Raw genomic sequence first — 14,004 nt, 5'->3', positions numbered from 1 at the left:
CGCGCCGCCGTTTTTCGCAGCATGCGCCGCCGCCCGCATCGCCGCGCCCGCCTACGAAATCGGCCCCGCGCCCGGCAGCGGATTGCCCAGGCCGTCGGTCGGCACCGCCTGCTGCTCGAATGCCGCGAAGTACGCGGCCCATTGCTCGCCGCCAAGATCGACGAAAAGCGCGCCGTCCTGCCACACGTCGTTGTGATCGTTCGCGTCGTTGCCCGGCCGATGCAGGAAGTGCGGCCCGGACGATCCCTGGTTCATGTGCGTATCGTGTATGCCGTTGCCTTCGACGTACGTGCGCCCGAACACATACAGATCGAGGTTCTGCTGACGCGCGGCGTCGACGAGCCGCAGCATCGACGGAATCGGCTCCGGATGCTCGGTGCCGTCCATTACGTCGCTCATGCGCCACGCGCCTGTTTCGCTCAGGACGTCGCTGCGCACGAAGTCGAGCGCCGGCAGCGCAGCGCCGCCCGTCAGGTCCGTATAGCCTTCCGCCGCCGCGGCGAGCGTCTGCGTGACCGGATGATGGAAATCATAGACGAGCTTGTACTTGAGCAAGTCGTCCGCGTCGTTGGTGCCGACGTTGATCGCAACGTCCCAGTCGCCGTCGGGCAGCGCGAGCGTCAAATGGACGTGATACTGCGTCTCGTTCGCGCGCGCCGCCGCTTTCAGACCCGCAACCGCTTTGATCTTCGCTTTCACGAAACCGTAATCGAGGCTCATGTGCGTCTCCGTTCGAGGGTAGCGTACACATTGTGCCTGAGCTGCGTGTCGGTTTTCGATAGGCCGATCGGCGAACGCGGGCGACAGTTGCTCCGCGCGCACGCTGCCGCGCTCGGCATGCCCCCTGACACATTCGCCGCCCCGGCAAAACGAACGGGAGGCCGCCGAAAAACAAAAAGCCGCCACGGCGCGCCGTGACGGCCTCATGAACGCCACCCCGCGCAAACCGCGCGGCCGGCATCGATCGGCGTTTACTCGCCCAGATACGCGGCGCGCACCTTCGGATCGTCGAGCATCTGCTTCGCGTCGCCTTCCATCGTGACCGTGCCCGAGTCCATCACGTAGCCGCGGTCCGCCGCCTGCAGCGCGAGGCGCGCGTTCTGCTCGACGAGCAGCACCGTGATGCCATCCTTCGAGATCTCGCGCACCACCTCGAAGATCTTCTCGACCATGATCGGCGACAGCCCCATCGACGGCTCGTCGAGCAGCAGCAGCTTCGGCTTGGACAGAATCGCGCGCGCCATCGCGAGCATCTGCTGCTCGCCGCCCGACAGCGTGCCGGCGAGCTGCGTCGCGCGCTCCTTCAGGCGCGGAAAGAAGCCGAACATCCGGTCGACGTCCTTCTTGATCTGCTCGTTGTCGTTGCGCAGATAAGCGCCCATCTGCATGTTCTCGACGATCGACATCCGCGCGAAGATCCCGCGGCCTTCCGGCACCATCGCCAGGCCGCGCTTGAGCAGTTCGTGCGGCGGCACGCCCTTGATCGACTGGCCGTCGTACTCGATGTCGCCCGCCGAATACGGCTTCAAGCCCGTGATCGCCTTCATCGTCGTGGTCTTGCCCGCGCCGTTCGCGCCGATCAGCGTGACGAGCTCGCCCTGACGGACTTCCATGTCAACGCCCTTGACGGCCTGGATGCCGCCGTAGTTGACCTGCAAGCCCTTGATTTTCAACATTGCCGCTGCCATCAGTGCACCCCTGCGCCGAGATATGCCTCAATCACCTTCGGATTCTTCTGCACGTCCTGCGGCAGACCCTCGGCGATCACCTTGCCGTAATCGAGCACCGTCATCCGGTTGCACAGGTGCATGACGAGCTTCACGTCGTGCTCGATCAGGAGAATCGTCCGGCCGTCCGACCGGATCTTGTCGAGCAGACGCGTGAGCTCGACCTTCTCGGTCGCGTTCATCCCGGCCGCCGGCTCGTCGAGCGCGAGCAGCTTCGGATCGGTCGCGAGCGCGCGCGCGATCTCCAGGCGCCGCTGGTGGCCGTACGACAGGTTGCGCGCGGTGTAATCCGCGTACTGCAGCACGCCGACGTAATCGAGCAGTTCGATCGCGCGCTCCTTGATCTCGCGCTCTTCCTTGCGCTCGGCGGGCGTCTGGAACACGGCGCCCAGCAGGCCGTGCTTCGTGCGCACGTGGCGCCCGACCATCACGTTCTCGAGCGCGGTCATTCCGCCGAACAGGCGAATGTTCTGGAACGTGCGCGCGATGCCCGCCTTTGCGACCTGATGCACGGCGGTCGGCGTGTAATCCGCGCCGTCGAGCTTGAACTCGCCGGAATCCGGCGTATAGAGCCCCGTGATCACGTTGAAGAAGGTGGTCTTGCCCGCGCCGTTCGGGCCGATCAGGCCGTAGATCTGGCCCTCGCGGATCTCGAGGCCGACGTCGGACAGCGCCTGCAGGCCGCCGAAGCGCTTGTTCACGCCTTTGACGGACAGTCGAATTTGTTCGCTCATTACCTTTTCTCCAGTGTCGACCGGCGCTGGCGCTTCAGCGCTTGCGCCGGTCCCACGTCCTTTACGCGCGCACCGGCTTCTTGCCGCCGCGCTTCGCCAGTTTCGCGATCCTGTCCTCATGCTTCGGCGCGGGCCACAGGCCTTCCGAGCGATACAGCATGATGACCACCATCGCAAGGCCATAGAGTGCCTGGCGAATCACTTCGGTATCGACGATGTCGTGGCCGAACAGCATGTGCTGCAGCGGGCTCATCGTCGAGCGCAGGAATTCGGGGAACACGGCGAGCAGGACTGCGCCGAGGATCACGCCCGGGATGTGGCCCATGCCGCCCAGCACCACGCACGCGAGCACGACGACCGATTCCCAGAACGTGAACGATTCCGGCGACACGAAGCCCTGGAACGCGCCGAACATCGCGCCCGACAGGCCGCCGAACGACGCGCCCATCGCGAACGCGAGCAGCTTCACGTTGCGGGTGTTGATGCCCATCGCCTTCGCGGCGATCTCGTCTTCGCGGATCGCGGCCCATGCGCGGCCGATACGCGAGTGCTGCAGGCGCGTGCAGACCCAGATGACGAGCAGCGCGCAGAGCACGAACAGGTAGTAGTACATGTACACGGACGGCAGCGAGAAGCCGAAGATCTCGTGCGTCTGCGACAGGTTGAAGCCCGCGACCTGGACGGGATCGATGCCGGTGATCCCCTGCGGCCCGTTCGTCACGTTGACCGGACGGTCGAGATTGTTCATAAAGATCCGGACGATCTCGCCGAAGCCGAGCGTGACGATCGCGAGGTAGTCGCCGCGCAGGCGCAGCGTCGGCGCGCCGAGCAGGATGCCGAAGATCGCCGCGAGCGCCATCGCGATCGGCACGATCAGGAAGAATGGCACGTGCAGGCCGCCCGGCACCATCTGCGCGATCCAGTCGAAGTGCGACGTCAGGTGAGGCGAGCTCAGGAGCGCCGCGGTATAAGCGCCCACCGCGTAGAACGCGATGTAGCCCAGGTCGAGCAGGCCGGCGAAGCCGACCACCACGTTCAGGCCCAGCGCAAGCATCACGTACAGCATCGCGAAATCGAGCACGCGGACCCAGTAGTTGCCGCCCGCCGCGCCGATGACGAGCGGCGCGGCGATCACGAACGCCGCGATCAGGATGCCGATGGTGGCGGTCTTCGCGGGATGGCGCTCCTCGACGAGCGAAGCCGACGTTTCGATCGGTTGAATGGATGTCATGTTGTTCTCCTTACGCGCGATCGGCGACACGTTCGCCCAACAGGCCCGACGGCCGGAACACGAGCACAATGATGAGCACGATGAACGCGAACACGTCTTGGTAATTGCTGCCGAACACCCCGCCCGTCAGATTGCCGATGTAGCCCGCGCCCAACTGCTCGATGAGGCCGAGCAGCACGCCGCCCACCATCGCGCCGCCGAGGTTGCCGATCCCGCCCAGCACCGCGGCCGTGAACGCCTTCATGCCGGGGATGAAACCCATGTAGAAGTGGACGTTGCCGTATTCGGACGCAATCATCACGCCTGCGAGCGCCGCGAGCGCGGAGCCGATCATGAACGTCGCGGAGATCACGAAGTTCGGGTTCACGCCCATCAGGCTCGCCGTGTTCGGGTTCTCGGCGATCGCGCGCATGGCGCGGCCGAGCTTCGTCTTGTGCACGAGGAGGAGCAGCCCCGCCATCACGAGGAACGCGACGATGATGATCGTGATCTCGGTCATCGAAATCACCGCGCCCGGATTGTTCTCGCCCGCCCTGATCACGTTGATCGGATCGGTCGGCAGCAACTGCGGGAACGGCAGCGGGTTGCGCGACCAGATCATCATCGCGGCCGTCTGCAACAGGATCGACACGCCGATCGCGGTGATGAGCGGCGCGAGGCGCGGCGCGCGACGCAGCGGCCGGTACGCGACGCGCTCGATCGTGAAGCCGACGCACGCGCAGACCACCGCGGCGATCCCGAGCCCGATCGTCAGCGTGGCGACGTGGCCGAGCCCGGGAAAGTGGTTCTGCAACACCGTGATCGCGGAAAGCGCGACCATCGCGCCCACCATCAGCACGTCGCCGTGCGCGAAGTTGATGATGCCGAGAATGCCGTACACCATCGTGTAGCCCAACGCGATGATGGCGTAGACACTGCCGAGCACCAGTCCGTTGAGGATCTGCTGGACGAAAATATCCATTTAAAGCTCCTTGGCCCGTGCCACCGGATGCGCGCTCAGCCATGCGGATAAGCGATGGAATCGCGCGATCTCAACGACACTGCGGGTACTTGATCAATACCGGTAAGGTGATGCCGGCCCGGCGCGGACGATGCGGACTGTGCGACCGCGCGTCTTGCCGGGACGGATACGAAAACGGCACCGCACTGAAGCCTCGGTGCCGTCGCGAGTCCCGTCTGTAGTTCACGACTCGAGGACGGTGTGCTTGGCCTCCTTGAAGTCGTAGAGCGTCCATGCGCCAGCCCTCGCGGAGCCGACGCGGCCGCGCGTGACGCCGGCCGCCTCGCGGGCGGACGCCGACATCGGCTGCGGCACGTCGAATGCTTCGCTCGGGATGGCGCGCCTCGTGGTGTCGGCGATCGCGTGCACTGCGTCGCTCGTAATCGGCGCACGTCGGGACGGCGCCGCCACGCGACGGACTGCCGTCCGTCGCGCAACCGGCTCGCCCGGCGCGCCGATGTCGACGGATGCGACGACGTCGATGCGTGCGCGCTTGATCCGAGTCGGCTTCGCGGCGAAATTCGCCGCAGGACGCCCGGCCCCGGCGACGATCACGTCGCCCGGGGAGGCGGCCGAGGCTGTCGCGAGCCGCGCCGCCGCCCCGCCGTCGCGTCCGTCGGCGGCCGCTGCGAAGAGCGCAACCGCCGCGTCGACGGGCCCGGCGTAAACCAACTCCAGATGCATCGAATAAGGTCTCCAGCGCCTTGCCAAAACCATGTTCCGAGGCCATCAGGCCTGAAAACGGGCGCATTGTAACTCTATTTATAGGACGACCAATATTCCTGATTCGACAGGGTTTTCCTGCATTGCAACCTTTTTTGAGAGCGGAGTTCGGGACGATATTGCAACCGGGTTGCACTGTCTTAGTGCCGAATGGTTGCTCCCGGGGAAAACGCGCCCAAAACAAAAGCGCGCCCGAGGCGCGCTTTTTGCATTCCGACGGAAACGAAACCGGCGATCAGACGGCGGAAGACAGATTCAGGCCGCGCGGCAACGGGAACGACACGTTCTCCTCGATGCCTTCGAGCGCCCGCACGTTGGTCACGCCGAGCTCGCGCAAGCGCGCGATCACGGCCTGCGCGAGCACCTCGGGCGCTGACGCGCCGGCGGTCACGCCGATCCGGCGCTTGCCGGCGACCCAGGCCGGGTCGATCTGCTCGGGCGCGTCGACCATGTAGGCGGCGACGCCGCGCTTCTCGGCGACCTCGCGCAAGCGGCTCGAGTTCGAGCTGTTCGGGCTGCCGACGACGATCACGACGTCGCACTGCGGCGTCATGAACTTCACCGCATCTTGGCGGTTCTGCGTTGCGTAGCAGATGTCCTGCTTCTTCGGCTCGCGAATCGCGGGAAATTTCGCCTTGAGCGCGCCGATGATCTCGGCCGCGTCGTCGACGGACAACGTCGTCTGCGTGACGAGCGCGACGCGCCCGGGATCGGGCAGCTCGAGCTTGCGCACGTCCTCGACGCTCTCGACGAGATGCATGCCGCGCTCCACCTGGCCCATCGTGCCTTCGACCTCCGGGTGGCCCTTGTGGCCGATCATCACGATGTCGACGCCTTCCTGGCGCATCTTCGCGACCTCGACGTGCACCTTCGTGACGAGCGGACACGTCGCGTCGTAAATGCGCAGCCCACGCACGGCCGCCTCGTCGCGCACCGCCTTCGACACGCCGTGCGCGCTGAAGATCACCGTGTTGCCGGACGGCACTTCCTCGAGTTCCTCGACGAAAATCGCGCCCTTCTTCTTCAGGTCCTCGACGACGTACTTGTTGTGCACGATCTCGTGGCGCACGTAGATCGGCGCGCCGTGCATCGCGATCGCACGCTCGACGATCTCGATCGCGCGGTCGACGCCCGCGCAGAAACCGCGCGGCTGGGCGAGCAGAATCTCGGCGTCGGCCGCGGCAACCTGGCCGGACAGCGTATCGGTGGAGCTCATGATTACAGAATCCCGATGATTTTCACTTCGAACGTGAGCGCCTGGCCCGCGAGCGGATGGTTGAAATCGAAGAGCGCGGCGGTCTCGCCGATCTCCTTGAGCACGCCCGCGTAGCGGCCGCCGTCCGGCGCGTTGAATTCGATCAGGTCCCCCGGCGCGAAATCGTCGCCGACCATGCCGTTTTCGCGCAGCGTCGCAAGCGACACGCGCTGGATCATGTCCGGATTGCGCGGCCCGAACGCTTGCTCGGGCGCTAGCCGGAAGGTCGAATGGTCGCCCGCCTTGAGGCCGGTCAGAATCTCCTCCAGCGACGGCGCGAGCTGCCCCGCGCCGAGGAGGAGCGTGGCGGGCTTGTCGGAGAACGTGTTGACGATGTCGGCGCCGTCGGCAAGGGCGAGCCGGTAATGAAGCGTGACGTGCGAACCGGGCTTCACTTCTGCAAGGTCGATGAGGCTCATGGGGTACTCGTTCAATCGGCGCCCGAAAAACGGCGGGCGGCGCAGCGCAAAGCCCATATTGTAAGTCACCTCGGCGATCGAAGCGGAATGCCGGCGCGATTCGCCTTGCGAGCACACAGGATATTGGAGGTCAGCAGCATGCGGCACGAGAGTCTCTCGGCTGGAGAAAACGTTGACGACGAGCCCGCGCGCGAGCGGCCCACCGCACCGCCCGCCGCCTTGCCGCCCGCCGCGCTGCCGCCCGTCGTCGCGCTGCCGGCCCGCGCGGCCGCGCGCCGCGGCCGCGATCTGCCGCGCGAGCGCCTGCTCGCGCGCGGCCCCGCCGCGCTGTCCGACGCGGAGCTCGTCGCGCTTCTGCTCGGCTCGGGCCTGCCCGGCCACGACGTGTTTGCGCTCGCGCACACGCTGCTCGCGCGCTTCGGCTCGCTGCGCGCACTGCTCGACGCGGCGCCCGACGATTTCAAGGGCCTGCGCGGAATCGGCCCCGCCCGCACCGCGATCCTCGTCGCGGTCGTCGAGCTCGCGCGCCGCGCGCTCGCCGAGAAGGCCCGCGAGCGGCCGCTCGTCGATTCGCCCGGCGCGGTCGAGGATTATCTGCGGCTCCTGATCGGCACGCGGCCGCGCGAAGTATTCGTCTGCCTCTTTCTCGACGCGCGGCACCGGCTGGTGCAGACGGAGGAAACCGCGCACGGATCGCTTACGCGGATGGCCGTCTATCCGCGCGAAATCGTGCGGCGTGCGCTCGCGCTGAATGCGGCGGCGCTCATCGTCGCGCATAATCACCCGTCGGGCGCGGTGCGGCCGAGCGCCGCGGACCGGCGCCTGACGAGCGTGCTGCGCGACGCGCTCGCGCTCGTCGACGTCAAGTTGATCGATCATTTCGTCGTCGGCGCAAGCGATACGTTTTCGTTCGCGCAGGCGGGCTGGATCTAGCTCGCCGCGGGCGCCGCGCCCCGCAACATCCGCATGCGAAATTGGGTTTGATTTTCCTGAAGTTTTTCTGTTAGAATCGCCGTCTGTCTTTTTTCCAACCAGTTCTGAAGCCGCTGAAGCGGTCTCGTGGCAGGTCGTCAGGCCGACCACGGATCGGAGGCGCTTTTCCCGGCAAGGTCTAAGCTCACGCGGCCATGCGAGGAAGAGAGCCTTCACCGGCGATCGAACCCGAATTCAGCGTATTAGGAGTGCTCTCATGGCACGCGTATGCCAAGTAACTGGGAAAGCGCCGATGAGCGGCAACAATGTTTCCCACGCCAACAACAAGACGAAGCGTCGCTTCCTGCCGAATCTGCAAAACCGCCGGTTCTGGGTGGAAAGCGAAAACCGTTGGGTGCGTCTGCGCGTCTCGAACGCCGGCCTGCGCCTGATCGACAAGAACGGCATCGATTCCGTGCTCGCTGACCTGCGCGCACGCGGCGAAGCCTAAGTCCAAGGAGCACGAACATGGCGAAAGGCGCACGCGACAAGATCAAGCTCGAGTCCACCGCGGGCACGGGTCACTTCTATACGACCACGAAGAACAAGCGCAACATGCCGGAAAAGATGGAGATCATGAAGTTCGATCCCGTCGCCCGCAAGCATGTGGCGTACAAGGAAACCAAGATCAAGTAATTCTCCGGTTTCAACGAGCCTGACGACGACGAAAAGCCCCGCAATCGCGGGGCTTTTTGCGTTGGCGGGCACGCAAGCGTTTCTCCGACGCGGTATGCTCTGCCCTTTCCGCCGCATTGCGCATGGCGGGAAAGATAAGACAAAACGCGCAAGAAACGGAGATGCAGATGAATTTCGATGTGGCGATCGTGGGCAGCGGCCTCGCCGGTCTGTCGGTCGCGCTCAATCTCGCGCAAACGCGACGCGTCGCGCTGATCGCGAAGCGGTCGATGATGGAGGGCGCGAGCGGCTACGCGCAAGGCGGCATCGCCGCGGTGCTCGATTCGGCGGACAGCGTCGAGAATCACGTGAGCGACACGCTGATCGCGGGCGGCGGCCTGTGCGACGAAGCGGCGACGCGCTACATCGTCGAGCACGGCCGCGAGGCGATCGAATGGCTGATCTCGCAAGGCGTGCCGTTCACGAAGGACGACGCCGCCGAGCTCGGCTTTCACCTGACGCGCGAAGGCGGCCACAGCCATCGCCGCATCATCCACGCGGCGGACGCGACGGGCCACGCGGTGCTCGCGACGCTGTCCGCGCGCGCGCGCACGCATCCGAACATCACGTTCTTCGAGGATCACCACGCGATCGACCTGATCACGTCCGATCGCCTCGGGCTGCCCGGCCTTCCAGGCCGGCGCTGCGTCGGCCTCTATGCGCTCGACGTGCAGACGGGCCGCACGGTGACGATCGAGGCGCCGCACACGGTGCTCGCGACGGGCGGCGCGGGCAAGGTCTATCTGTACACGACGAACCCGGACACGGCGACGGGCGACGGCATCGCGATGGCGTGGCGCGCGGGCGCGCGCGTCGCGAACATGGAGTTCATCCAATTCCATCCAACGTGCCTCTTCCATCCGTACGCGAAGTCGTTCCTCATTTCCGAGGCGGTGCGCGGCGAAGGCGGCCTCCTCAAGCTGCCGGACGGCACCCGCTTCATGCCCGCGCACGATCCGCGCGCGGAGCTCGCCCCGCGCGACATCGTCGCGCGCGCGATCGACTTCGAGATCAAGAAGCGCGGGATCGACTGCGTGTATCTCGACATCAGCCACCAGCCCGAAGCGTTCCTGCGCGAGCATTTCCCGACGATCCACGCGCGCTGCCTCGAGTTCGGCATCGACATCTCGAAGGAGCCGATCCCGGTCGTGCCGGCCGCGCACTACACATGCGGCGGCGCCGTCACCGATCTGGCCGGGCGCACCGACGTCGCGGGCCTGTACGCGGTCGGCGAGACGTCGTACACGGGCCTGCACGGCGCAAACCGTCTCGCGAGCAACTCGCTGCTCGAATGCCTCGTGATCGGCCGCGCGGCCGCCGAGGCAATCGAAGCCGCCGGTTACGATTCGGCGACGCACGGCCCGCTGCCCGCGTGGGACGAGAGCCGCGTCGCGGACGCCGACGAGGAAGTGGTCGTCGCGCACAACTGGGACGAACTGCGCCGCCTGATGTGGAACTACGTCGGCATCGTGCGCACCGACAAGCGCCTCGAGCGCGCGCAGCATCGGCTCAAGCTGCTGCGCGACGAGATCCACGAGTACTACGCGAACTTCCGCGTAAGCCGCGATCTGCTCGAGTTGCGCAATCTCGTCGACGTCGCATCGCTGATCGTCGACAGCGCGCGGGCGCGCCACGAAAGCCGCGGGCTGCACTACAGCCGCGACTGGCCGCACGCATTGCCGAAGGCGCTGCCGACCGTGCTCACGCCGCCGCGGCGCGCGCCGAAATAACGACGGCCGGCCGCGCGGCACGACGCGCATCGGCCAGGCGGCGCGCGATAAAAAAGGCCGCCCGCGCATCGAGCGCCGGCGGCCTTTTCTTCAGCCCGGCTGCGCGCATCCGCGATGCGCGCGGCCATCATGTCATTCGACGATACGCATCGAATAATCGGTCGCGCGCACGTCTTTCGTCAGCGCGCCGATCGAGATCCGATCGACGCCCGTCTCGGCGATCGCGCGCACCGTATCGAAGTTCACGCCGCCCGACACCTCGAGCACCGCGCGGCCCTCGGTGATGCGCACTGCGTCGCGCATCATGTCGAGCGTGAAATTGTCGAGCAGCACCGATTGCGCGCCGTGCGCGAGCGCCGTGCGCAACTGGTCGAGCGTTTCGACCTCGATCTGCACCGGCACGTCGGCGTTCAGCGCGAACGCCGCATCGAGCGCCTCGCCGACGCCGCCCGCCGCCGCGATGTGATTCTCCTTGATCAGGATGCCCGCGTAGAGCGCGAGCCGCTGGTTCGCGCCGCCGCCCACGCGCACCGCGTACTTCTGCGCGAGCCGCAGGCCCGGCAGCGTCTTGCGCGTATCGAGAACCCGCGTGCGCGTCTCGGCGATCCGGTCGACGTAGCGGCGCGTCGCGGTCGCGACGCCCGACAGCAGTTGGAGGAAATTGAGCGCGTTGCGCTCGGCCGTCAGCAGCGAGCGTGCAGGGCCGCGGAGTTCGCAGACGGTCGAATCGGCCGTCATCCTGTCGCCTTCGCGATAGCGCCAGTCGACTTCGATCGACGGATCGACCACGCGCACCACCGCGTCGAACCACGGCACGCCACACAGCACCGCGTCCTCGCGCACGATCACGCGCGCGCGGCGCGGCGCGCCGTCCGGCACGAGACGCCCGGTCTGATCGCCGCTGCCGACGTCCTCGGCGAGCGCATCGGCGACATTGCGCGCGATCGCCGCGTCGAACGCGGCGCCGTATTCGCGCGAGATTTCCGCGAAGAGCGGCGACACCGCGTCGATCGTCATGCGGCCCCCACGTTCGCAAAGAGCGACTGGTCGCGCTGCAGATCGCCGCTCGCCCGCACGCGCTGCCGGTGACGCGCGGCGAAATCGAGCATCCGGTCGATCGGCACGCGCGCGCGCTCGGCGATCGCCGTATCGACGAAGATCTCGTTGTGACCGCGCTCGAGCACGTCGGCGAGGTTCGACAGCGCGTTCATCGCCATCCACGGGCAATGCGCGCAACTCTTGCACGTCGCGCTGTTGCCGGCCGTCGGCGCCTCGATGAAGGTCTTGCCGGGGGCCGCGAGCCGCATCTTGTGCAGAATGCCGAGATCGGTCGCGACGATGAAACGCCGCGCATCGAGCTTCACGGCAGCATCGATCAGTTGCGTCGTCGAGCCGACGACATCCGCCAGCGCGACGACGCTCTCGGGCGATTCGGGGTGCACGAGGATCTTCGCGTCCGGGTATTCGCGGCGCAGCAGATCCAGCTCGATGCCCTTGAATTCGTCGTGCACAAGACACGAACCCTGCCACATCAGCATGTCCGCGCCCGTTTTCTTCCGGATGTAGCCGCCGAGATGCCAGTCCGGCGCCCAGATGATCTTCTCGCCGCGCGCGTGCAGATCGGCGACGATCTCGAGGCCGATCGACGACGTGACCATCCAGTCGGCGCGCGCCTTCACGGCGGCGCTCGTATTCGCGTAGACGACGACCGTGCGATCCGGATGCGCGTCGCAGAACTGCGAGAACTCGTCGACCGGGCAGCCGAGATCGAGCGAGCACGTCGCGTCGAGGTCGGGCATCAGCACGCGCTTGCCCGGGCTCAGGATCTTCGCGGTCTCGCCCATGAAGCGCACGCCGGCCACCACGAGCGTCTGCGCGTCATGATCGCGGCCGAAGCGGGCCATCTCGAGCGAATCGGCGACGCAGCCGCCCGTTTCGTCCGCGAGCGCCTGCAGGTCCGCATCGACGTAATAGTGCGCAACCAGCACCGCCCTTTCACGCTCGAGCAGTGCCTTGATTCGCGCCTTCAGCGCGTCGCGCTCGTCGGGGGCGAGCGCCGCCGGCACCTTCGCCCATGCCTCGCCAACGCCGCAGGCCGCCCCTGCCGCGATCGGGCGGTCGTACTCGACGGGTTTGATCGCCGATTGCATCCTCATCTCCTATCGACCGGCGCTTGCTCCGGTTCCATGCAAAGCACAGCCCTGCTGATCGGCCAGCATCGCAAAACCACTGGCCCAAAAGAAAAAACCCCGCCAGCGCGGGGTTTGTGACGTCATGAAATTCTAATCGATTTCGGCGCGGACGACTCACGCGTAGCGGCGCAGGCGCGTCGCGAACTCCTGCAATGCCTTGATGCCGCTTTGCTCGGCGCGATGGCACCAGTCCTGCAACTGCGCGAGCAACTGTTCGCGCGATGCGTTCGAGCGCTCCCAGATCGCGGCGAGCTCGGCGCGCAACTGGAAGAACGTGTGCAGCTTCTGGCTGTTCGCGAAGATCTCCGGCAGCATCCGCTTCTGCGGCTCGTCGAGGCCCGCCTCGTCCTTGTGGAACCACTTGCGTGCGCCGCGCATCAACTGATACTTCTCGCGCGCGCCCAATTCCTTCAGATGCGCGAGTTCCTGCTTGTACGCACGCTTGAGCGTCTTCGCATAGCGCGCCATCACCTCGTAACGGTTCGACAGCACGGCCTGCAGCGTTTCCTGGTCGAGCACCGTCTTGCGCGCGGCGAGACGCGGCGTCGGCGCGATCTTCTTCACCTTCGCGAGCCCGAACGCCGACATGATGCGGATGTACATCCAGCCGATGTCGAACTCGTACCACTTGTTCGACAGCTTCGCCGACGTCGCAAACGTATGATGGTTGTTGTGCAGTTCCTCGCCGCCGATCACGATGCCCCACGGAAACAGGTTCGTGCTCGCGTCGGCCGCGTTGAAGTTGCGATAGCCCCAGAAGTGGCCGAGGCCGTTCACGACGCCCGCCGCCCAGAACGGAATCCACACCATCTGGACCGCCCACACGGTAAGGCCGACCACGCCGAACAGCGCGACGTCGATCACCATCATCAGGCTCACGCCGAGAATCGGATACTTCGAGTAGAGATTGCGCTCGAGCCAGTCGTTCGGCGTGCCGTGGCCGTACTTGCGCATCGTCTCTTCGTTCTTCGCCTCCGCGCGATACAGCTCGGCGCCTTCGAGCAGCACCTTCCAGATGCCGCGCGTCTGCGGGCTGTGCGGGTCCTCCTCGGTCTCGCATTTCGCGTGGTGCTTGCGGTGGATCGCCGCCCACTGGCCCGTCAGCATGCCCGTCGTCATCCACAGCCAGAGGCGGAAGAAATGGCTCATGACCGGATGCAGATCGAGCGCGCGGTGCGCCTGGCAGCGATGCAGATAGACCGTCACGCCGACGATCGTCACGTGCGTGACGGCGAGCGTGAACAGCACGATCTGCCACCACGAGAAACGCAGAAGCCCGTTGGAAAGGAAATCGAGCAGGGAATTCAACAAGGCAGTTACCTGTGGAAGTAGTAAGAACGCCGGCT

General features: G+C 66.2%; 15 protein-coding genes. 4 read left to right on the top strand and 11 right to left on the bottom strand.

The window, feature by feature from the left end:
• Window positions 1-51: 51 nt before the first annotated feature.
• The 8 genes from WS92_RS15265 to WS92_RS15230 all read right to left on the bottom strand — a co-directional run bounded on the left by WS92_RS15265 (window position 52) and on the right by WS92_RS15230 (window position 7,089).
• Window positions 52-720 carry a DUF2278 family protein gene (locus tag WS92_RS15265; protein ID WP_015602268.1) on the bottom strand — a complete coding sequence of 223 codons (669 nt, stop codon included), beginning with the start codon at window positions 718-720 and terminating at the stop codon, window positions 52-54.
• 251 nt (window positions 721-971) lie between these two features.
• Complete coding sequence (locus WS92_RS15260; RefSeq protein ID WP_059932088.1) at window positions 972-1,688, bottom strand: ABC transporter ATP-binding protein; 717 nt, start codon at window positions 1,686-1,688, stop codon at window positions 972-974.
• The gene (locus WS92_RS15255; RefSeq protein ID WP_009911514.1) at window positions 1,688-2,461 is read right to left on the bottom strand and encodes an ABC transporter ATP-binding protein; all 774 of its coding nucleotides are present in this window, start codon (window positions 2,459-2,461) and stop codon (window positions 1,688-1,690) included. Before WS92_RS15255 ends, WS92_RS15260 begins: the two co-directional genes overlap by 1 nt.
• A 61-nt stretch (window positions 2,462-2,522) precedes the next feature.
• Window positions 2,523-3,692 (bottom strand): ABC transporter permease subunit, encoded by a 1,170-nt coding sequence (locus tag WS92_RS15250; RefSeq protein ID WP_015600361.1) that lies wholly within the window; start codon window positions 3,690-3,692, stop codon window positions 2,523-2,525.
• Between the two features lie 10 nt (window positions 3,693-3,702).
• Complete coding sequence (locus WS92_RS15245; RefSeq protein ID WP_006024830.1) at window positions 3,703-4,653, bottom strand: branched-chain amino acid ABC transporter permease; 951 nt, start codon at window positions 4,651-4,653, stop codon at window positions 3,703-3,705.
• A 222-nt stretch (window positions 4,654-4,875) separates the two neighbouring features.
• Complete coding sequence (locus WS92_RS15240) at window positions 4,876-5,376, bottom strand: hypothetical protein (protein WP_059932086.1); 501 nt, start codon at window positions 5,374-5,376, stop codon at window positions 4,876-4,878.
• Window positions 5,377-5,650: 274 nt separating this feature from the next.
• On the bottom strand, window positions 5,651-6,631 hold the full coding sequence (gene ispH, locus WS92_RS15235; RefSeq protein ID WP_006024828.1) for a 4-hydroxy-3-methylbut-2-enyl diphosphate reductase: 981 nt from the start codon (window positions 6,629-6,631) through the stop codon (window positions 5,651-5,653).
• Window positions 6,632-6,633: 2 nt separating this feature from the next.
• Window positions 6,634-7,089, bottom strand: coding sequence for an FKBP-type peptidyl-prolyl cis-trans isomerase (locus WS92_RS15230; protein WP_009911510.1), 456 nt, complete (start codon window positions 7,087-7,089; stop codon window positions 6,634-6,636).
• 138 nt (window positions 7,090-7,227) lie between these two features.
• On the opposite strand from WS92_RS15230, the gene radC reads away from it, so the two are divergent.
• The 4 genes from radC (at window position 7,228) to nadB (ending at window position 10,466) form a co-directional block, all read left to right on the top strand.
• On the top strand, window positions 7,228-8,022 hold the full coding sequence (gene radC, locus WS92_RS15225; protein ID WP_015602417.1) for a RadC family protein: 795 nt from the start codon (window positions 7,228-7,230) through the stop codon (window positions 8,020-8,022).
• 256 nt (window positions 8,023-8,278) lie between these two features.
• Window positions 8,279-8,512, top strand: a complete 234-nt coding sequence (rpmB, locus tag WS92_RS15220) for a 50S ribosomal protein L28 (RefSeq protein ID WP_004186391.1) — start codon at window positions 8,279-8,281, stop codon at window positions 8,510-8,512.
• 17 nt (window positions 8,513-8,529) lie between these two features.
• The gene (gene rpmG / locus WS92_RS15215; RefSeq protein ID WP_004185395.1) at window positions 8,530-8,697 is read left to right on the top strand and encodes a 50S ribosomal protein L33; all 168 of its coding nucleotides are present in this window, start codon (window positions 8,530-8,532) and stop codon (window positions 8,695-8,697) included.
• A gap of 167 nt (window positions 8,698-8,864) precedes the next feature.
• A complete protein-coding gene (gene nadB / locus WS92_RS15210) occupies window positions 8,865-10,466 on the top strand; it encodes an L-aspartate oxidase (RefSeq protein WP_009911507.1) in 1,602 nt (533 codons plus the stop codon).
• A gap of 132 nt (window positions 10,467-10,598) precedes the next feature.
• Here nadB and nadC read toward each other — a convergent pair whose 3' ends face one another.
• The 3 genes from nadC to WS92_RS15195 form a co-directional block, all read right to left on the bottom strand.
• Entirely contained in the window at window positions 10,599-11,483 is an 885-nt protein-coding gene (gene nadC / locus WS92_RS15205; protein ID WP_059932083.1) for a carboxylating nicotinate-nucleotide diphosphorylase, read from the bottom strand.
• On the bottom strand, window positions 11,480-12,616 hold the full coding sequence (gene nadA, locus WS92_RS15200) for a quinolinate synthase NadA (RefSeq protein ID WP_059932235.1): 1,137 nt from the start codon (window positions 12,614-12,616) through the stop codon (window positions 11,480-11,482). Before nadA ends, nadC begins: the two co-directional genes overlap by 4 nt.
• A 156-nt stretch (window positions 12,617-12,772) precedes the next feature.
• Window positions 12,773-13,969 carry a DesA family fatty acid desaturase gene (locus WS92_RS15195; RefSeq protein ID WP_006024821.1) on the bottom strand — a complete coding sequence of 399 codons (1,197 nt, stop codon included), beginning with the start codon at window positions 13,967-13,969 and terminating at the stop codon, window positions 12,773-12,775.
• Window positions 13,970-14,004: the final 35 nt, after the last annotated feature.

Source organism: Burkholderia sp. MSMB1588, assembly GCF_001546925.1.
Classification (GTDB): Bacteria; Pseudomonadota; Gammaproteobacteria; order Burkholderiales; family Burkholderiaceae; genus Burkholderia; species Burkholderia humptydooensis.
This window is presented reverse-complemented; position numbering and strand designations above follow the sequence as displayed.